This is a genomic window from Streptococcus sp. GMD1S (genome assembly GCF_000296875.1).
Taxonomy (GTDB): domain Bacteria; phylum Bacillota; class Bacilli; order Lactobacillales; family Streptococcaceae; genus Streptococcus.
Genome location: NZ_AJQY01000003.1, coordinates 18,834 through 38,056, shown reverse-complemented (window position 1 = coordinate 38,056; position 19,223 = coordinate 18,834). Strand labels below are relative to the sequence as shown.

The 19,223-nt window shown below is 40.6% G+C and carries 14 protein-coding genes; 2 read left to right on the top strand and 12 right to left on the bottom strand.

Annotated features, from left to right (window positions below; genetic code table 11):
* Positions 1–55 precede the first annotated feature (55 nt).
* The 7 genes from GMD1S_RS00915 to GMD1S_RS00885 form a co-directional block, all read right to left on the bottom strand.
* Positions 56–1,480 carry an NADP-dependent glyceraldehyde-3-phosphate dehydrogenase gene (locus GMD1S_RS00915; RefSeq protein ID WP_000150231.1) on the bottom strand — a complete coding sequence of 475 codons (1,425 nt, stop codon included), beginning with the start codon at positions 1,478–1,480 and terminating at the stop codon, positions 56–58.
* Positions 1,481–1,677: 197 nt separating this feature from the next.
* On the bottom strand, positions 1,678–3,963 hold the full coding sequence (pulA, locus tag GMD1S_RS00910) for a type I pullulanase (protein WP_000286538.1): 2,286 nt from the start codon (positions 3,961–3,963) through the stop codon (positions 1,678–1,680).
* A 151-nt stretch (positions 3,964–4,114) separates the two neighbouring features.
* On the bottom strand, positions 4,115–6,073 hold the full coding sequence (ligA, locus tag GMD1S_RS00905; protein WP_001005753.1) for an NAD-dependent DNA ligase LigA: 1,959 nt from the start codon (positions 6,071–6,073) through the stop codon (positions 4,115–4,117).
* 89 nt (positions 6,074–6,162) lie between these two features.
* Positions 6,163–7,341, bottom strand: a complete 1,179-nt coding sequence (locus GMD1S_RS00900; RefSeq protein WP_001079356.1) for an MFS transporter — start codon at positions 7,339–7,341, stop codon at positions 6,163–6,165.
* 80 nt (positions 7,342–7,421) lie between these two features.
* Positions 7,422–8,285: an Rgg family transcriptional regulator gene (locus GMD1S_RS00895; protein WP_000681330.1), complete on the bottom strand. Its 864-nt coding sequence runs from the start codon at positions 8,283–8,285 to the stop codon at positions 7,422–7,424.
* A gap of 3 nt (positions 8,286–8,288) precedes the next feature.
* On the bottom strand, positions 8,289–10,190 hold the full coding sequence (locus GMD1S_RS00890) for an ABC transporter ATP-binding protein (RefSeq protein ID WP_000584870.1): 1,902 nt from the start codon (positions 10,188–10,190) through the stop codon (positions 8,289–8,291).
* A gap of 78 nt (positions 10,191–10,268) precedes the next feature.
* A complete protein-coding gene (locus tag GMD1S_RS00885; protein WP_000722100.1) occupies positions 10,269–11,423 on the bottom strand; it encodes a DUF5105 domain-containing protein in 1,155 nt (384 codons plus the stop codon).
* A gap of 410 nt (positions 11,424–11,833) precedes the next feature.
* Here GMD1S_RS00885 and GMD1S_RS00880 point away from each other — a divergent pair, with 410 nt between their 5' ends.
* Both GMD1S_RS00880 and GMD1S_RS00875 read left to right on the top strand, forming a co-directional pair.
* The gene (locus GMD1S_RS00880; RefSeq protein ID WP_000222135.1) at positions 11,834–13,552 is read left to right on the top strand and encodes a phospho-sugar mutase; all 1,719 of its coding nucleotides are present in this window, start codon (positions 11,834–11,836) and stop codon (positions 13,550–13,552) included.
* A gap of 110 nt (positions 13,553–13,662) precedes the next feature.
* A complete protein-coding gene (locus GMD1S_RS00875) occupies positions 13,663–14,010 on the top strand; it encodes a thioredoxin (protein WP_000434656.1) in 348 nt (115 codons plus the stop codon).
* Between the two features lie 33 nt (positions 14,011–14,043).
* On the opposite strand, the gene GMD1S_RS00870 is transcribed toward GMD1S_RS00875, so the two are convergent.
* The 5 genes from GMD1S_RS00870 to pta all read right to left on the bottom strand — a co-directional run bounded on the left by GMD1S_RS00870 (position 14,044) and on the right by pta (position 19,196).
* Positions 14,044–14,853, bottom strand: a complete 810-nt coding sequence (locus GMD1S_RS00870; protein WP_001290607.1) for an MBL fold metallo-hydrolase — start codon at positions 14,851–14,853, stop codon at positions 14,044–14,046.
* 1 nt (position 14,854) lies between these two features.
* Positions 14,855–16,204, bottom strand: coding sequence for a cell wall metabolism sensor histidine kinase VicK (gene vicK, locus GMD1S_RS00865; RefSeq protein ID WP_000568717.1), 1,350 nt, complete (start codon positions 16,202–16,204; stop codon positions 14,855–14,857).
* A complete protein-coding gene (gene yycF, locus GMD1S_RS00860) occupies positions 16,197–16,904 on the bottom strand; it encodes a response regulator YycF (RefSeq protein WP_000722056.1) in 708 nt (235 codons plus the stop codon). Before yycF ends, vicK begins: the two co-directional genes overlap by 8 nt.
* A 56-nt stretch (positions 16,905–16,960) precedes the next feature.
* Positions 16,961–18,139: an A/G-specific adenine glycosylase gene (gene mutY / locus GMD1S_RS00855; RefSeq protein WP_000886131.1), complete on the bottom strand. Its 1,179-nt coding sequence runs from the start codon at positions 18,137–18,139 to the stop codon at positions 16,961–16,963.
* An 82-nt stretch (positions 18,140–18,221) separates the two neighbouring features.
* Positions 18,222–19,196: a phosphate acetyltransferase gene (pta, locus tag GMD1S_RS00850; protein ID WP_000451560.1), complete on the bottom strand. Its 975-nt coding sequence runs from the start codon at positions 19,194–19,196 to the stop codon at positions 18,222–18,224.
* Positions 19,197–19,223 lie beyond the last annotated feature (27 nt).

The following is a 19,223-nucleotide window of genomic DNA, read 5'->3' as shown; positions in this document are numbered from 1 at the left end:
AACTGTATTTTTAGTAAAAAATAAAATCAGGAAGGTAATTTCCTAATTTTATAAATTATTTCACATCAAAAACAATGGATTTAACATTTGTCATCGCTTCGATACTATATTTAATTCCTTGTACTCCTGCACCAGAACCCTTTACACCAAGGAATGGGAAATTATCTGGTCCACGCTGTGTTTTATTATTAATATGAACGGTACCCACTTCAAGTTTTTCAGCAATTTCAAACGCCTTCTTAAAGTCATTTGTAAAGACTGAAGATTGAAGACCGAACTCTGATTCATTAGCAATTTCTAACGCTTCATTGGCATCTGCAACTCGGATAATTGGGAGAACAGGTCCAAATGGTTCTTCCCAGGCTAATTTCATGTCTCTTGTGACATAATCAAAAAGTCCTGGCCAAATGAGATTATTCTCACGTTTGATTGGACTGAGCGCTTTGGCTCCTTTTTCCTGAGCATCTTCAATCAATCCCCAGATGAAATCAGCTGAAGCATTGTCAATAACAGGTGTGATATCTGTATTGTCAAATGGATCACCGACTGTTAGCTTAGCAACTTCAGCTTGGAGCAATTCTGCCAATCTGTCTGCTACGCTTTCCACAACCAAAACACGTTTGATAGCGGTACAACGCTGACCAGAGTAGCTAAAGGCACCACCTACGATTTGCTTAGCTGCATTTTCTAAATCTGCATCTTCTAAGACAATTGCTGCATCTTTCCCACCAAGTTCAAGCATAATCGGGCGCATACCAGCTAAACGACCAATACGCTCACCAATCGGTGTTGAACCTGTAAAGTTAATGAAGTTCACTTCCTTGTGTTCGATGATGTAGTCTCCGATTTCAGAACCACGTCCAGTGATGGTGTTAAAGACACCTGCTGGGATTCCTGCTTCGTCAAATGCTTTAGCTAGCAAGAGGCCAGAAATAGATCCTTGTGTTGGGGGTTTGAACATAACGACATTTCCTGCAATCAAAGCCGGAGCAATCTTAGATCCAGAAAGGTTGACTGGATAGTTAAATGGTGCAATAGCTAAAACGACACCAACTGGTTCACGACGGACAACGGCTAGTTTATTTTTACTTGCAGCTTCAAAACCGCCACCTTCCATTGCTTGTCCAGTGATACGGAGACCTTCCTCGGCAGCAAAACGAATCAATTCTGCTGTACGTACTACTTCTCCAATGGCTGCTTTAATCCCTTTTGCAACCTCTTTAGCAAGAATGGTACCAATTTTTTCTTTGTCACGTTCCAAAATGTCTGCTGTCTTATGCAAATAGGCTGCACGCTCAACTGGTGCTAAATCACGCCATGCTGGGAGAGCTGTACGCGCTGCTTCCATAGCCTCATCTACTTCAGCCTGACTCATAGCGGGTACTGTCCCCAACTTTTCTTGATTGATGGGAGAATAGATGGCAATTTCATTCTCTGATGATTTCCATTTTCCATTCACTAAATTCTGATAATGTGTCAAATTCTCTTCCTCCTGAAAATGATTAAAACTTATTTTATCAAATTTTCAGAAAATTACAACCCCTTTTTGGAAAATATTGATATTTTTTTCACAAACTTGATTCTTCAAATTATTTGAAATTTATTCCTATTAGATATTGGTTTTTCAATAAAAATCAAAAAAGGTCTAGTTTTAACTAAACCTTTTTGCTGCATTTACTATGAAAGTACCTTCAAGACTGCAACGCTGATATCATCAATCACATTAGACTCTTTAGAACGACTATTGGACACAAGCATTTCAAGATTTCCTGCATTTTCAAAGTAGAAAGAAGTTCCCTTGGCATTGAATACCACCAATAAGTGCTCTGTTCCACCGTGAATTTCGTAAACAATCCAACCACTATTTTCAGCAGCTGTATGGACGAAAACATGACGATAAACTTCTTCGTATGTAGGATAAGAGAAAGCACGCCTTTGTGTTTTTAGGCGAATAATCTGGCGAATAAAGTCAATGCTCTCTTGTCTCTCATTGATTAAATCCCAGTTGACCTGGTTGACACTATCTGGAGCATTGTAACTATTCATAGCCCGTTCTCTATCTGCTGGAGTCAGCTCGCCATTTTCTCCTGTAGCAAGGAGCTTGGTGCGACCAAATTCTTGCCCCAGCTCTATAAAGGACATCCCTTGCATAAGAATGCTCATCGCTGTTGCTGTCTCGACCTGACGCATAATCTTATCTGAACTGTGATCTGGGTGAAGGGTTGCTAACAAATCATGCAAGTTGTAATTATCATGAGCTTCCACGTAGTTAAGAACTTGGTTTGGACTAAGATATGAACCCAACTCTCGGCTACCAAGAATAGCTTTGGCTACAATCGGTTCTGTAGCTGCACCGCTAACAAATCCTGCCTTGATTGAGCCGTAAACTTCTCCTCCTTTGATGGCATCACGCTGATCATCGTTGAAGAATCCGATATTTGGCATCTGGTAGGCATTGTCCTTCTTGGCCTTATCATAAGGTGCAAGACCTGTCCCCATATCCCAGCCTTCTCCATAGGTGATAATACGGGGATCAACTTCATCAAGTGCCCAGCGAATCGCCTGCATGGTTTTAACATCGTGAATTCCCATCAAGTCGAAACGGAATCCGTCAATATTGTATTCTTTCACCCAATAAAGGAGTGAGTCAATCATATACTTGCGGTACATTTCGTGTTCGCTTGCGGTTTCATTTCCAACACCTGTACCGTTTTGGAAGGTTCCATCTGGATTCATACGATAGTAATAATCGGGAACAGTTGTTTGGAAAGGTGCATCAACCGTTGAGAAGGTATGGTTGTAAACGACATCCATAATGACACCGATTCCCGCATCATGATATGCCTGAATCATGGTCTTGAGGTCTCGAATAACCTGTCCAGGATCATCTAGATTACTAGAGAAACTTGGTTCTGGCGCATTGTAGTTTTGAGGGTCATAACCCCAGTTATAGGTTACATTCCCGTCCTCGTCATATTCCTTATGGCGATCAAAGATTGGTTGGAGTTGAACATAATTACAGCCGAGTTCTTTGATATAATCAAAGGCTGTTGCTTGACCATACTGGTTAACCGTTCCAGTCTGGGCAGCCCCAAGGAAGGTCCCTCGAAGGTTTTCTGGAACTCCAGATGTCGGCGATTTTGTAAAATCACGAATGTGCATCTCACAGATAACGGCTTTACATGGATTTTCCAAACGCCAAAGGGCGTCTGTCCCATGTTTGACTTTAAATCCTTCTACCTGTCTATCTTGCTGAGATAGGATGACAGAACGTTTCCCATCAGGACTTGTAGCGATAGTGTATGGGTCTCGTATCAAGGTCTGGTGGTGCGGAAACTCAATCTGATACTGATAGGCTTTACCTGCAAGATTTTCATCCAGGTCTACACTCCAAACACCAATGGTATTGTACTTATGACTATATGAATAGCTATTACCACGCTCAAGATTAAAGGTTTTCCAAATCGGCGCGTCGTTACTTGTATTTTCATAAACGACCACTTGAACTGCTGTAGCTGTTGGAGCCCAGAGTTTAAAGCTTGTCTGGTAGTCAGAGATACTATACCCCAACTCTCCTTGGTATCCCCAATGGTGATCAAAACTTTCACTGTGAAAGGCTTTATCAAAAGCAAACGGGTTTCGATCTTTATAGCAAGAACTTGCAATGGCTGGATTTTCAGAATAATAAACCGTCTCATCACCATCCAAAATCCAAACCTCAGTCAACAGTGGATAGTAGTTAAACCGTAGGAGATAATCTTTTGTCTTTCCATCTATTTCTACAGAAAAGTTCAGAGTATCGAGCCTTTCTACACTTGTAACTGTAAAGGAGAATTTTGCACCAAAATAATCATTTTCATAATACAAATTTTCTTTAACATCTGCCTGTTTTCTACTGAATGAACAAGCATCATAATCCCCATTTTTTCGGTGAAAATGGATGACTACTGGGTATCTATACATTTCTTTTCCTAATTCCTAATTTCAATTTTTTTATGTGGTGCTGAAGAATTTAGCGGGAATTTCAGCACAATAGAGAATAGCATTAATAGATATAAAAACACATCAGGAGAGATAGTTCCAGACTATCTAACATCTAGTTTTCAACTATTCTTTACAAACTTTCTAGCCAAGCTTCATCTCGAACTTCGATACCAAGTTCTTGTGCTTTTTGGAGCTTGCTTCCTGCATCTGCTCCTGCTACGACAAGATTCGTTTTCTTAGAAACACTGCCTGTGACTTTGGCACCCAGACTTTCGAGTTTGCTTTTGGCTTCTGAGCGCGTGAGACGTTCCAATTTTCCTGTTAATACAACTGTCAAACCTGACAAGGCCGCATCTGCTACTACTGTCTGTCCCTTGTAGTCCAGATTGACTCCAGCTTCTTTCAACTCATCTAAGAGAATCTTCGATCCTTCTGTAGCAAAGTAAGTCTGAAGGCTTTGGGCAATCACTCCACCCAAGCTCTCGATACTTGCTACTTCCTCTGGGTCTGCTTGGGCTAGATTTTCAATAGAGTGGAAATGTTGGAGCAAGAGTTGGCTAGCCTTGCTTCCGACATGGCGAATTCCCAGACCAAACAAGAGCTTTTCAGCAGAGTTTTCCTTGGATGCTTGAATGGCCTGATATAGTTTAGAAGCAGACTTTTCCTTGACGCCTTCTAAAAGAAGGAAATCGTTTTCTTTCAAACGGTAAATATCTGCCACATCCTTAACCAGATTAGCAGCAAAAAGCTTTTCGACGATAGATGGACCAAGACCCGTAATATTCATAGCATCTCGAGAGGCAAAGTGAATCAAACCTTCCATGATTTGGGCAGGACAGCGTGGATTGATACAACGAAGAGCCACTTCATCTTCAAAATGAAGCAACTGACTGTCACAGCTCGGACAGTTAGTCGGAATATCTAGTTTTTCTTCAGAAACACGTTTAGACTCTACCACACGCAGAACAGCAGGGATGATATCTCCAGCCTTATAAACGATAACCGTATCATCTTTGCGGATATCCTTTTCAGCAATATAATCTACATTATGCAATGTTGCACGGCTAACAGTTGTCCCAGCAAGCTGAACAGGTGTTAGATTGGCAGTCGGAGTCACAACACCCGTACGACCTACTGTCCAGTCAACTGAAAGGAGCTGGGCTTCTTTTTCTTCAGCGGGAAATTTATAGGCGATTGCCCACTTGGGCGCTTTAACAGTAAAGCCGAGTTCTTCTTGACCTGCTAGGTCGTTGACCTTGATGACCACTCCATCAATATCGTAAGGAAGTTTCTCCCGTTCTTGTCCTACTTCTTGGATGAAATCCCATATCTCATCTATACTTTTAGCCAATATTCGTTTAGGATTAACTACAAAACCAAGCTGTTCAAGATGCTCCAAGACTTTTTCTTGACTATCACGAGTAGAAGGGCTGGCTTCTTGATAGAGGAAAGTCGCAAGATTGCGTTTGGCCACTACTGCTGTATCCAGCTGACGGAGGGTTCCTGCAGCTGCGTTACGAGGATTAGCAAATTCAGGCTCTCCATTTTCTTGGCGAGCTTGGTTGACCTGGTCAAATGAAGCGCGTGGCATGTAACACTCTCCACGAACGGTGATATCTAGTTCTTCGGGCAAGGTCAAAGGAATGTCCTTGACACGCTTGAGGTTTTCGGTGATATTTTCACCAACAGAACCATCCCCACGTGTGGCACCAACAACCAAAATCCCCTTTTCATACGTAAGCGAGATAGACAAACCATCGATTTTCAGCTCACAAATATAGGTCGGTTGGGGTAATTCCTTTCGCACACGCGCATCAAAAGCTTCTAACTCTTCACGTGAAAAAGCATCCTGCAAACTGTATAGAGGATACTGATGACTGTATTTTTCAAAACCATCTAAAACCTTACCACCAACACGATGAGTTGGACTATCCGCTAAAACTTGATCTGGATAGGCGGCTTCCAACTCAACCAACTCTCGGTAGAGACGATCATACTCGCTATCTGAAACCGAGGGATTGTCACTCGTATAGTACTCGGTCGCATAGCGGTTGAGTAAGGCAACTAACTCATTCATTCTTTCATTCATAATCCCATTTTACCACAAAGCAAGCCCTCCTCACAATAGAGAAGGACTGAAAAATGATTCGTAATGAAATATTTTCTAAAAAAGAGAAATTATAACTCTTTTTTAAAATGACTTCGCACATAAACGAGGGATAAACAAGACAGGATGATAACACCGCTTCCAATTATCAGAAAAGAAGAGAGATGGACACTTGGTAGCACCGTCATAAAGCCTTTTGCAATCGGCATAAATAGGATGGCTAAGGTAAAAATGGTGCTTAGTACTCTTCCCAAGTATTCCCCCTCAACCTTGGTTTGAACCTGAGTAAAAAAGTGAATATTAAAAATCGTCATAAACAGTTCACAAACTAAATTTCCAGAAAAGGAGAGAAAAGTTGGCAGTGGTAATCCCATCATAAAAACTCCAACTCCAGTTAAAGCCAATAGAATCAAAAGATTATAAACACTTGCCTTTATTTTACTAGCTAGAAGAGCTCCAATAATCGAACCAATAGCGCCCATAGTTAAAATAGTTGCATAAGCTCCTTCTACCCCGTATAGTCGATTTGAAAAAGGGAGGAGAAATTCAAAAGCTGCAAAAAAGAAATTAACACTGGAAGCTACTACCAAAAGGAAAAAGATCTCTTGCTGGCGCCAAATATAGCGAATCCCTTCTTTCATATCAGCAAAAATATTTTTCCAGCTGAAAGTCTTTTTCTCTTGTTCCTGAGTCTCTTTTTTTGGGAGAAAAGCTACTAAGGTAAATGCGATAAAAAAACTAATGGCATCTAAAACGAGCGTCATATGGAGACTGGCAAATTGTAAAACGAGAAAAGAAAGCACCGGAGAACTGACTCCTACAACCTGTAAAACTAACTCCAAGCGAGAGTTATAGGTCACAATCTCGTCTTTCTCTACAACCTCAGTTATAATGGCTTTGTTAGATGTACGAGAAAATGCAAAGGCAACCGCCTGAACAATATTGGCAAAAATCAAGGCAGCAATCATCAAGCTATCATCTCTGATGAAAGAAATAGCTAAGCAAAGAACGCCACAAATCAAGTCTGTCGTCATCAAAATTTTGCGACGCGAAAATCGGTCTGAAATCACTCCGCCAAAGGGATTGACCAGAATCGATGTGACGAGTTCAGAAATTTGATAAATCCCAAGAACAGTCTGCCCTATCGTTCCCATTGATGCCAACCAAACACTGTTTCCATAATCATAGAGCATATTTCCTATTTTATTAATAGCACCACGACTAATCAACTGGATTGCATGTCGATTCATATAAAAAACCCCTCTCAAATTTTGAAACTATTGTATCAAAACTGAAAGGAGTCTCTTTATTTTTCCCTTATTTGGGAAATTTAAGGATTTACAAATTTTTCATAATGTTCCTGATAGTAAGCCACTTGCTCTGGAAGTCCAAGCACAGCAAAAATATGCATGGCCTCCCGCATCTGACTACAACCTTCTTCTTTCAAGTCTCTCTGGTAGAGGGCGAAACCTTTGAGATAATGGAAGATATTGCGCTCATAAAGCTTGATACCATTTCCAATTAACTTCTCCACATAGCCCTCAAAATAGTCCGCATCCGCAAAGGATCGATTTTCCAAACAATGCTGGTAACAGTTAAGAGCTAAAATCAAAACGAGTTTACGATGCCGACCAATTTCCTTGTAGTAGTCTTCCCGCTCCATGACTTCTCTGCCAATCCGAGCTACATAGTCCACATTGTAGAAAGTATAGAGATTTCCGAAAAGAATCAACTCATACATGGTCCATTCTTCTGTTTGAAAAAGATAATCTGCCACCTTTTCCAAATCACTCTGCCTCATCCTGTAACGAGCATCTCTTTGACAAATCAAACCCTGTAGCAGAATCCAATTCAGCTCAAAATAGAGGGGAGTTGTCGATCTCTTAGACTTTTCAAGTTGTTCTCTTTGAAGCTTTTGAAAACCTGCAATATCATTTGAGTAGTAAAGCGGAATAATCTGTGCCATTAAGGCAACATGTTCATGATTTTGAAAATCCCTAGCCTTGTCCATGAAATTCTCAATAGTCACATGAATATTGTCCAAAATCTCAAAGAAACGAGAAACTGCCAGATCAGACTCCCCAAGCTCGAAGCGAGATAATTGAGAAGTTGAACATGATTTACCTGCCGCCTCTTTTAAGGAGTATTTCCCACTTGTTCGAAATTCACGAAATACCTTTCCAAGATGTTTCATTTCTTACACCTGCTCTGATAATTCTTCCCACTCAAGCATAGCTTCTTCTTGACGATGGCTAATTTTGTCCAGTTCAGCCTGCAATTCCATGAGCTTTTCAGCATCGTTGGTTTCCAGCATTTGTTCAGAAATGGCTTGACTTTGAGTTTCTAACTCTTCAATTTCAGCTTCTAGATTTTCGATTTGTCGCATGAGCTTACGGGCTTCTTTCTGACTTTCTTTCTGAGCTTGGTAGTCATTAACTGGACTTGTTTCTTTTGCTTGATTACTAGTTGAAGCTTCTTTTGTCTGAGTCATTTCTACTTCTGCTTTCTTTTCAACATAGTAGTCATAATCTCCAAGGTAGAGGGTTGAACCACTCTCGGACAATTCCAAAACATGAGTGGCTACACGATTGATAAAGTAACGGTCGTGACTGACGAAAAGAAGGGTCCCATCAAAGTCAATCAAGGCATTTTCTAGCACTTCCTTGCTATCAATATCCAAGTGGTTGGTCGGCTCGTCAAGAATTAAAAAGTTGTTGTTTTCCATAGAAAGTTTGGCAAGTAACAAACGAGCTTTTTCGCCACCTGACAGCATGCCAACTGATTTCTTAACATCATCTCCTGAGAAAAGGAAGGCTCCAAGTCGATTACGGATTTCAACCTCTGGTGTTAGTTTAAAATCATTCCAAAGTTCATCTAGGACACTATTGCTTGGTGTTAGCTTGCTTTGAGTCTGGTCATAGTAACCAACCTCAACATTTGCTCCAAAACGCTTCTCTCCTTTGATAAGAGGAATCTGGTCTACTATTGACTTGATAAAGGTTGACTTCCCAATACCGTTTGGTCCAACGATAGCAACAGCATTCATCTTGCGAAGGTCAAGATTTATCGGTTCTGACAAAATTTCCCCATCATAACCAATGGCTGCATTTTCAACTGTCAGGACAACATTACCAGATGTTTTTTCAGACTGGAAGGTCATATTAGCTGATTTCTTACCAGCTTCAGGTTTATCCAATCGCTCCATTTTTTCCAGTTGTTTACGGCGCGATTGGGCACGTTTGGTTGTCGAAGCTCTTACTAGATTGCGATTAACAAAATCTTCCAGAGCAGCGATTTCCTTCTGCTGTTTCTCATAGTTTTTTGCCTCAGTTGCTAGTTTTTGCTCTTTTTGTTCAACAAAACGAGAGTAATTCCCCACATAGCGATCCAAAGAATGCTTGGTCAAATCGAGCGTAATTGTTGCAACCTTGTCCAAGAAATAACGGTCGTGACTAACAATGATGAGAGCGCCACTGTAGTTGACTAGGTAATTTTCCAACCAGGCAATGGTTTCAATATCCAAGTGGTTGGTCGGCTCGTCCAAGACCAAGAGATTTGGTTTTTCAAGGAGCATTTTGGCCAGAGCAAGCCGAGTATTTTGACCACCTGAAAGCTCAGCAATTTTCATCTGCCACATAGACTCGTCAAACTTGAAACCATTCAAGATAGCGCGGATATCAGCTTCGTAGGTAAAGCCACCAGCCTGACGGAAATTCTCTGATAAACGATCATAATCCGCCATCAGTTTATCTAGATCTTCACCATACTTTTCACCCATCTCCAACTCCATCTGACGCAGTTGTGTCTCTGTCCGACGCAAGTCATCAAAGACATGGAGCATTTCATCATAAATGGTATTTTCAGACTCAAAACGGCTATCTTGGGCTAGGTAAGACAGAGAAATATCTTTTTTCTTATTGATTTCTCCACTAGTTGGCTCCTCTTCTCCAACCAAAATCTTTAAAAGAGTAGACTTACCTGCACCATTTTTCCCAACAAGAGCAATCCGGTCTCGTTCATCTACCTGCAGATTAATATTATCAAAAAGAACCTCACCAGCAAAAGATCGTTCAATTTTATTAGCTTGTAAAATAATCATATCTCTATTTTACTATCTTTTTCTCTTTTGCACAATTGCAATGAAAAAAGTTCGAGTAGTATACCCGAACCTTTCATCTTAGTATCCAATGCCTCCACGGAATGTGCGAGCCATATCTTTTAAGTCATAGTTTTTAGAAGAGGTATCGATGGTCCATTTTCCATCTTTCTTGGTCATTTTAATTTCATAACCCTCTTTTTTCATGTTATCGCTTGTATCTAGAGGAGTTGAATCAAATTGACTTGGTGCATTTTCTAAAATGTACTTCTCACCAGCTTTCATAGCTTCTGAGTAGTTGCTATATTTACCTTTGTTTTCTTCATAGAATTTACGGCTCAATTCATGAACATTCAAATTATCCAAGTCGATTGTTTCTGGTCTAACATAAACAACAGCATAGTCTGGCAAATATGTCTTCACTTTATAATCAACTTTTGCTCTCTTAGCATTTGCTTTGATGTAGGCATCTGCGAATGTTCTAAGTTCTGAATCAGATGGTTTGTAGTTATAGAAGCCTTTTCCGAACGATTCTGTAAATTTCTTGATAAACTCTTCTTTATCAGCTTTCGCATCGTTTGTGAATTCAGCACTATTATCAGAAGATTTTTTATCATCAGCAAGCGCAACAACTTGAGACTTATTATCAGTAGCACTTAGGTTCGTTCCACCACCAGAACTTTCCCCATTAAGGTAAACAGCATCGACATATTTTTTCATTACATCTTTCGCTTCATCAATATGATCTTCATACTGACTTGGATCCACCTTGATTGCTACATCGTTATTCTTTTTAGAATTCTCTTTGATGTCATCATAAAAGCTAGGTGCGAAGTGGAGTTCATACTTAGCATTCTTGTCTACCTCATACACTACATAACCAGCAACACTCTTTCCTTTAGAAAGACTGTCACCATATGACATAAATTTCGTTTTACTGTCGCTTTCGTAGATTTGAATTGGTTGTAATTTTTCATCTTTTTCATTATAAAGCGTAATATCTTGGCTAGTAAAACTAAACTGTTTATCACGATTGTTCTTGATTTCGACTTGAAGTGCAAGGTAGCTTGAAGATGAATCTTCATCTTTAGGCAATACAAACATACCGTCTTTTACTGAAACTTCAAAGTTTGAGTTCGAGGCAGTACCATTGTCGCTTGCTTTTTTGGAAGCTCCACAGGCAACCAGTGCTAAAGCTGATAAAAGCAAAGCAGAATGCTTAAGAATTTTTTTCATAATGGATTCTCCTTTAATGATTTACTATATTTTACCATACGTAGAATAAAATTCAAAACAGAAACCAGAATTTTTCAAAATATCTTAAATTTATAGAGTTTTAACTTAAATTTTTCTATCTGTTCATTTGATACATTAAAGGATTCTTTATAAAAAGAATAGAATATAACAATATTTTTGATTTTTTTCTTCAACAAACCTACAAAATGAATTATAAACTTTCATGTTATAAAGTATCTAATAATTAATTTTCATCCCTAACTTAGTATAAGTAAGCACAGTCCCCACCATTTTCCCGCTAAAGTGCAAAAGTTAATTTCCTACATTTTAAGTTATGCTAACGTTTTACTAAAATGTCAAATCGTGATATAATGAAAGCGATTAAAGCAAATAAACAAAGGAGACACTCTATGACTTACCAAGAAAATTATCAAAAATGGGTCGATTTTGCTGACCTTCCAGACTACCTTCGTCAAGATTTAATCAATATGGACGAAAAAACAAAGGAAGATGCCTTTTATACCAATCTTGAATTTGGTACCGCTGGTATGCGTGGTTTGATCGGTGCTGGTACAAACCGCATCAATATCTACGTTGTTCGTCAAGCTACCGAAGGTTTGGCTCGTTTGATTGAGTCAAAAGGTGGAAACGAAAAAGAACGTGGTGTAGCAATTGCCTACGATAGCCGTCACTTCTCACCTGAGTTTGCCTTTGAATCTGCGGCAGTTCTTGCTAAACACGGTATCAAATCTTACGTATTTGAAAGCCTCCGTCCAACTCCAGAACTGTCATTTGCAGTTCGTCACCTCAACTGTTTTGCAGGTATCATGATTACTGCCAGCCATAACCCTGCTCCATTTAACGGTTACAAGGTTTACGGTGAAGACGGTGGACAAATGCCTCCACATGACGCGGACGCTTTGACTACTTACATTCGTGCTATCGAAAATCCATTCGCTGTGGAAGTTGCCGATGTAGAAGCGGAAAAAGCTTCTGGCTTGATTGAAGTTATCGGCGAAGCTGTTGATGCAGAATACCTTAAAGAAGTTAAAGACGTAAACATCAACCCAGCCTTGATCGAAGAATTCGGTAAAGACATGAAGATTGTCTACACACCACTTCATGGTACGGGTGAAATGTTGGCTCGTCGTGCTCTTGCTCAAGCAGGATTTGACTCTGTTCAAGTTGTTGAAGCACAAGCAACTGCTGATCCTGACTTCTCAACTGTAAAATCTCCAAACCCAGAAAGCCAAGCAGCCTTCGCCCTTGCTGAAGAACTTGGTCGTCAAGTTGGTGCAGATGTGCTTGTTGCAACTGACCCTGACGCTGACCGTGTTGGTGTTGAAGTTCTTCAAAAAGATGGTAGCTACCTTAACCTTTCAGGTAACCAAATCGGTGCTATCATGGCTAAATACATCTTGGAAGCCCACAAAAATGCTGGAACTCTTCCTGAAAATGCAGCTCTCTGCAAATCCATCGTATCAACTGACTTGGTAACGAAGATTGCTGAAAGCTACGGCGCAACCATGTTCAACGTTTTGACAGGTTTCAAATTCATCGCAGAGAAAATCCAAGAATTTGAAGAAAAACACAATCACACTTACATGATGGGATTTGAAGAAAGCTTCGGTTACTTGATTAAACCATTCGTACGTGATAAAGATGCTATCCAAGCCGTTCTTGTCGTTGCTGAACTTGCTGCCTACTACCGTTCACGTGGTTTGACACTTGCTGACGGTATCGAAGAAATCTACAAAGAATACGGCTACTACGCTGAAAAGACTATCTCTGTTACCCTTTCTGGTGTTGATGGTGCAGAACAAATCAAGGAAATCATGGCTAAGTTCCGTAACAATGCTCCAAAAGAATGGAATGCAACAGCTATCACTGTCGTAGAAGACTTCAAGGCTCAAACTGCTACTGTTGCTGATGGTACTGTTACAAACTTGACAACTCCTCCAAGTGATGTGTTGAAATATACACTTGCTGACGGTTCATGGATTGCAGTTCGCCCTTCAGGTACAGAACCAAAAATCAAGTTCTACATTGCCGTTGTGGGTGAAAGCAATGAAGATTCACAAGCTAAGATTGCCAACATCGAAGCAGAAATCAATGCGTTTGTAAAATAAGAAATTATAAAAGATGAGACCAACCAATCTCATCTTTTTTCGTATCAAATCTGAGCATTTTTAGAAACTTTATGGCATACTAGACTTATCAATGAAAGCGAGGTAATCTCATGGAACAATTTTTAGAAAACATTAAAGACCTTGAAGTCACTACAGTTGCGCGTGCGCAAGAAGCTCTTGATAAGAAAGAAACTGCAACCTTCTTTATCGGTCGCAAAACTTGCCCTTACTGCCGTAAATTTGCTGGTACCTTGGCAGGTGTCGTAGCTGAAACTAAAGCTCACATCTACTTCATCAACAGTGAAGAACCAAGCCAACTAAATGAGTTACAAGAATTCCGCTCACGCTACGGAATTCCAACCGTACCAGGATTTGTTCACATTGCTGATGGACAAATCAATGTCCGTTGCGACTCTTCCATGTCAGCACAAGAAATCAAGGACTTTGCTGGATTGTAAAAAAACAACAAAAGAAGGCACTCGCCTTCTTTTTTATATATCTGTCAATGGTGTTGCAGTATCTGGTGAGGTATCGTAAACTTTAAAGTCTACTCCGACTCCCAAATCCGCTTGGGCTAGCTGGTTGACCATGGTCATGTGAGCCAGCTCCTTGATATTGTTCTCTTTGGACAAGTGACCAAGATAAATTTTCTTGGTTCGATTTCCCATTGCACGAATCATGGCTTCAGCACCGTCTTCGTTAGAGAGGTGACCGAGATCCGACAGGATTCGCTGTTTGAGACGCCAAGCGTAAGATCCTGCTCGCAAAATCTCCACATCGTGGTTGGACTCGATGAGGTAGCCGTCCGCATTCTCGACAATTCCTGCCATACGGTCACTTACATAACCTGTATCGGTCAGCATAACGAAGCTCTTGTCGTCTTTCATAAATCGGTAAAACTGTGGTGCTGCCGCATCATGGCTAACACCAAAACTCTCAATATCGATATCACCAAAGGTTTTGGTTTTGCCCATTTCAAAGATATGCTTTTGCGAAGAATCAACCTTGCCAAGATACTTACTATTTTCCATAGCCTGCCAAGTCTTTTCATTGGCGTAAAGATCCATGCCATATTTACGAGCCAAGACACCGACTCCATGGATATGGTCTGAGTGCTCATGCGTAATCAAAATCGCATCCAGATCTTCTGGTTTGCGATTGATTTCAGCTAGCAGACTTGTAATTTTCTTACCAGACAGGCCTGCATCTACTAGGATTTTCTTTTTTGGGGTTTCCAGATAAAAGGAATTTCCACTGGAACCTGATGCTAAAATACTGTATTTAAAGCCTTTTTCACTCATTCTAGTCTTCTATTTCGTCCTCCCATATTTCTTCTTTTACGGCATCCTTATCATAAGGGAGCACTATGGTAAAGGTTGAGCCCTTACCGTATTCACTTTTGGCCCATATAAAGCCATTGTGTTGTTTGATGATTTCTTTTGCGATCGCCAGACCTAGACCAGTTCCACCTTGAGCCCGGCTTCTTGCACGATCCACACGGTAGAAGCGGTCAAAAATCTTCGGCAAATCTTGCTTTGGAATACCTAGACCTTGGTCTTTGATGGATAAAATCATCTGGTCATCAGTAGTTTTCATGCTGACAGTGATTTTCCCACCATCTGGTGAGTACTTAATGGCATTGTTAAGAATATTATCAATCACCTGAGTCATCTTATCGGTATCAATCTCGATCCAAACTGAATTAATAGGGTAATCTCTGACAAGCTCATATTTTTTCTCGTCATCCTGGCTTCTCATCTTATCAAAGCGGTTGAGAATAAAGGTGATGAATGCTGTAAAATTAATCAATTCCACATCTAACTGAGTGGTCGCATTATCAATACGAGAGAGATGCAAGAGATCTGTCACCATCCGCATCATACGGTTGGTTTCATCGAGTGAAACCTTGATAAAATCAGGAGCAACAGGATCATACAGAGCTCCCTCGTCCAAGGCTTCAAGATAAGATTTAACACTGGTCAAAGGAGTTCGCAACTCGTGACTCACGTTCGAAACAAAGAGTCTTCGCTCACGCTCTTCCTTCTCCTGCTCGGTCGTATCATGTAAAACGGCAACCAAACCAGAGATGAAACCTGACTCACGACGAACCAGAGCAAAACGTACACGAAGGCTCAGGTATTCCCCATTCACATCCTGGGAGTCAATCGTCAACTCAGGAATCTGTGTAATTAGATCACGCAGCTCATACTCATCTTCTATCTTAAGCAATTCAAGGATACTTTTATTCAGAACATCTTCTTTCTGCACACCGAGCTGTTTCTTGGCCATATCGTTGATCATAGTAATCTGGCCACGACGATTGGTCGCAAGAACGCCATCTGTCATGTAAGAAAGAATATTGTTCAATCGTTTACTCTCTTGTTCCAGATTTTCTTGGGTCAAACGAATAACTTCTGACAAATCGTTCAGATTATTGGTGATATTGGTGATTTCTGTACTTCCTTGCAAGTCCAAAACTTGAGAATAATCACCTGCAATCAAGTCCTTAACCTTTTGATTTATCTCCTTCAGACGGATATTATCCCGACGATTTTCCAGTAACAGCAAGGTCACCACCAGGATAAAGCCCAGTAAAATCAAGATAAAGATAAAATCGCTGGTCAGAATAGTTTGTCTAATATCTTCAATCATTATTTCTCATATAGTATCCAACACCACGACGTGTGAGAATGTACTCTGGACGACTTGGAGTATCTTCTATTTTCTCACGCAAGCGTCTAATGGTCACGTCCACAGTACGAACATCACCAAAATAGTCATAACCCCATACAGTCTCAAGCAAGTGTTCACGCGTAATCACTTGTCCAATATGAGACGCCAAGTGATACAAGAGTTCAAACTCACGGTGGGTTAAATCTAATTCCTCACCATATTTCTTTGCCACGTAAGCATCTGGAACGATTTCCAAATCACCAATTTGTAAAGGTTGCGTCTTCTTCTCATCAGACTCTTGGTTATCTACTGAAACTAGATCGGTACGACGAAGAAGGGCCTTAACACGAGCCTGCAACTCACGGTTTGAGAAAGGTTTTGTAACATAATCATCTGCACCTAACTCTAAACCAATAACCTTGTCAAATTCGCTATCCTTAGCTGATAGCATGATAATCGGCACGCTACTAGTCTTACGAATAGCTTTAGCAACTTCTAAACCATCAATTTCAGGTAGCATCAAGTCGAGGATAATAATATCCGGTTGCTCAGCTTCAAATAGCTCGATTGCCTCACGACCATTGAAGGCTGTTACAACTTCATAACCTTCCTTGGCCATATTAAACTTAATAATATCTGAGATTGGTTTCTCATCATCTACAATTAATATTTTTTTCATTTTATCACCTTTTCTTTATCTATTATAACAAAAAAATGTAAAGAAGGCACAAATGGCTACTGTAGGCCTTCATCTTCAAGATTTGTTTTATAAGCCTGCCAAATTTTTTGTTGAGGTTTCGCAAGTGGATAATCAGAAAACTCCTGAGGAGAAACCCAGCGAATTTCTCTGTCAGAAAACTGTTTTGTTTCCGTCACTTGACCAGCGATGATTTGAATATGCCATTTCCGATGACTAAATACATGCTTGACCTGGTCAAATACTTGCTGGGACCAATTCACTTCTAAATCATAATCTTGCTCAAAGTTTTCTTGAGGGCTTGGTCCAAATGCTCTGCTTTCCTCTTTGACTTGTGAAAAGAGATCTAGCTGATCGTCATCACTTGAGAAATCATCAACTTCGATCAAGGGGAAATGCCAAAAACCGGCTAGCAGTTTCTCGCTTTCATTTTTCTCTAGTAAATATTGCCCACGGTCATTGCGTACAACCAAAGCCTTGAGATAGATTGGGAGGGGCTTTTTCTTGGGCTCTTTGATTGGATATACATCCATAGTCCCATTCTGATAGGCTGCGCTAAAGTCCTTAACAGGGCTTTCTTCTGGTCGAGGGTTAACTGGAGCCTCTATGTCAGACCCTAAATCCATCAGAGCTTGGTTAAAGTCACCTGGTCGTTTCGGGTCAATCAAGATTTCCATCATTGCCTGAAAAATTTTGCGATTGCTGGGAACTCCGATATCATGATCAACCTCAAACAAGCGTGCCAAAACCCGCATGACATTGCCATCAACCGCTGGCTCAGGCAAATTAAAAGCGATACTGGAAATAGCTCCCGCAGTGTAAGGGCCAATCCCTTTTAAACTAGAAATTCCTTCATAGGTATTTGGAAATTGCCCCCCAAAGTCAGTCATAATCTGCTGGGCTGCAGCCTGCATATTGCGCACTCGAGAATAATAGCCCAATCCCTCCCAAGCCTTCAACAAACGATCTTCAGGGGCATTGGCCAGACTTTCAACTGTTGGAAACAAGTCCAAGAATCGTTCGTAGTATGGAATAACTGTATCCACTCTAGTCTGCTGGAGCATGATTTCAGATACCCAGATGTGATAAGGATTTTTACTTCTCCTCCAAGGTAAATCTCGCTTGTTTTCATCATACCAATTGAGGAGTTTTTCACGAAAAGAAATAATCTTCTCCTCCGGCCACATGACGATACCATATTCTTTCAAATCTAACATATCTCTAGTATAACACAGAAGACTCTAACTGTCCTTCTCTCAGTACTAAAAAGCCTCTTCCCATGGGAAAGAGGACTAAATCTTATTGATGAACTGCTTGAGCTGCTGTGATAAGGGTCAACTTGTACACATCATCTGCATTACATCCACGAGAAAGGTCGTTAACTGGTTTGTTCAATCCTTGCAAAACAGGTCCTACAGCCGCAAAACCACCGAGACGTTCTGCCATCTTGTACCCAATATTTCCGGCTTCGATACCTGGGAAGACAAAAACATTTGCTTGACCAGCTACGTTACTTCCTGGAGCTTTTAGAGCTGCAGTTTCAGGAACAAAGGCAGCGTCAAATTGCAACTCCCCATCAATCTCAAGGTCGGGACGCAAGTCGTGAGCAATTTTAGTTGCTTCTACGACCTTATCAACACTTTCACCAAATCCTGAACCTTTAGTAGAATAGCTTAGCATAGCAATTTTAGGTTCAATACCAAACATCTTAGCTGTGATTGCTGAATTGATCGCGATTTCAGCCAAGGCTTCTGCATCTGGATTGATGTTAATGGCACAGTCTCCAAATAGGTAACGTTCTGTACCACGTACCATAAGGAAGGCACCTGAAGTACGAGTTACGTTTGGACGAGTTTTGATGATTTGTAGGGCTGGGCGAACTGTTGAGGCAGTTGAGTGAATCGCACCAGATACCATACCGTCAACCAAGCCCAAGTAGACTAGCATCACACCAAAGTAGTTGACATCTTCAACCAAAACTTTGCGCGCTTCTTCTTCAGTCATTTTGCCCTTACGACGCTCTACTAAAGCAGCAACCATTTCTTCAAATCGAGGATAGTGTTGAGGGTCAATGACTTCATAACCATCCATGATCCCTTCGATTTCGAGATAAATTTTAATTTTTTCAGGGTTTCCAAGCAAAACAGGGATTACTTCTGTTTCTTTTACCAAGCGTTTTGTTGCTTGAAGAATACGTGGCTCTTCCCCTTCAGGGAGAACGATACGAGCATTTTTGCCAACCAGGTTGGCTTTGAGATTTTCAAAAACTTCCATGAGTTTTCTCCTTTAAGAAAATAAATT

Excerpts from the sequence above, each read along its gene's own strand:
- pulA (WP_000286538.1), bottom strand. The coding sequence starts at position 3,963 with ATGTATAGATACCCAGTAGTCATCCATTTTCACCGAAAAAATGGGGAT.
- ligA (WP_001005753.1), bottom strand. The coding sequence starts at position 6,073 with ATGAATGAAAGAATGAATGAGTTAGTTGCCTTACTCAACCGCTATGCG.
- GMD1S_RS00900 (WP_001079356.1), bottom strand. The coding sequence starts at position 7,341 with ATGAATCGACATGCAATCCAGTTGATTAGTCGTGGTGCTATTAATAAA.
- GMD1S_RS00895 (WP_000681330.1), bottom strand. The coding sequence starts at position 8,285 with ATGAAACATCTTGGAAAGGTATTTCGTGAATTTCGAACAAGTGGGAAA.
- GMD1S_RS00890 (WP_000584870.1), bottom strand. The coding sequence starts at position 10,190 with ATGATTATTTTACAAGCTAATAAAATTGAACGATCTTTTGCTGGTGAG.
- GMD1S_RS00885 (WP_000722100.1), bottom strand. The coding sequence starts at position 11,423 with ATGAAAAAAATTCTTAAGCATTCTGCTTTGCTTTTATCAGCTTTAGCA.
- GMD1S_RS00880 (WP_000222135.1), top strand. The coding sequence starts at position 11,834 with ATGACTTACCAAGAAAATTATCAAAAATGGGTCGATTTTGCTGACCTT.
- GMD1S_RS00875 (WP_000434656.1), top strand. The coding sequence starts at position 13,663 with ATGGAACAATTTTTAGAAAACATTAAAGACCTTGAAGTCACTACAGTT.
- GMD1S_RS00870 (WP_001290607.1), bottom strand. The coding sequence starts at position 14,853 with ATGAGTGAAAAAGGCTTTAAATACAGTATTTTAGCATCAGGTTCCAGT.
- vicK (WP_000568717.1), bottom strand. The coding sequence starts at position 16,204 with ATGATTGAAGATATTAGACAAACTATTCTGACCAGCGATTTTATCTTT.
- yycF (WP_000722056.1), bottom strand. The coding sequence starts at position 16,904 with ATGAAAAAAATATTAATTGTAGATGATGAGAAACCAATCTCAGATATT.
- mutY (WP_000886131.1), bottom strand. The coding sequence starts at position 18,139 with ATGTTAGATTTGAAAGAATATGGTATCGTCATGTGGCCGGAGGAGAAG.
- pta (WP_000451560.1), bottom strand. The coding sequence starts at position 19,196 with ATGGAAGTTTTTGAAAATCTCAAAGCCAACCTGGTTGGCAAAAATGCT.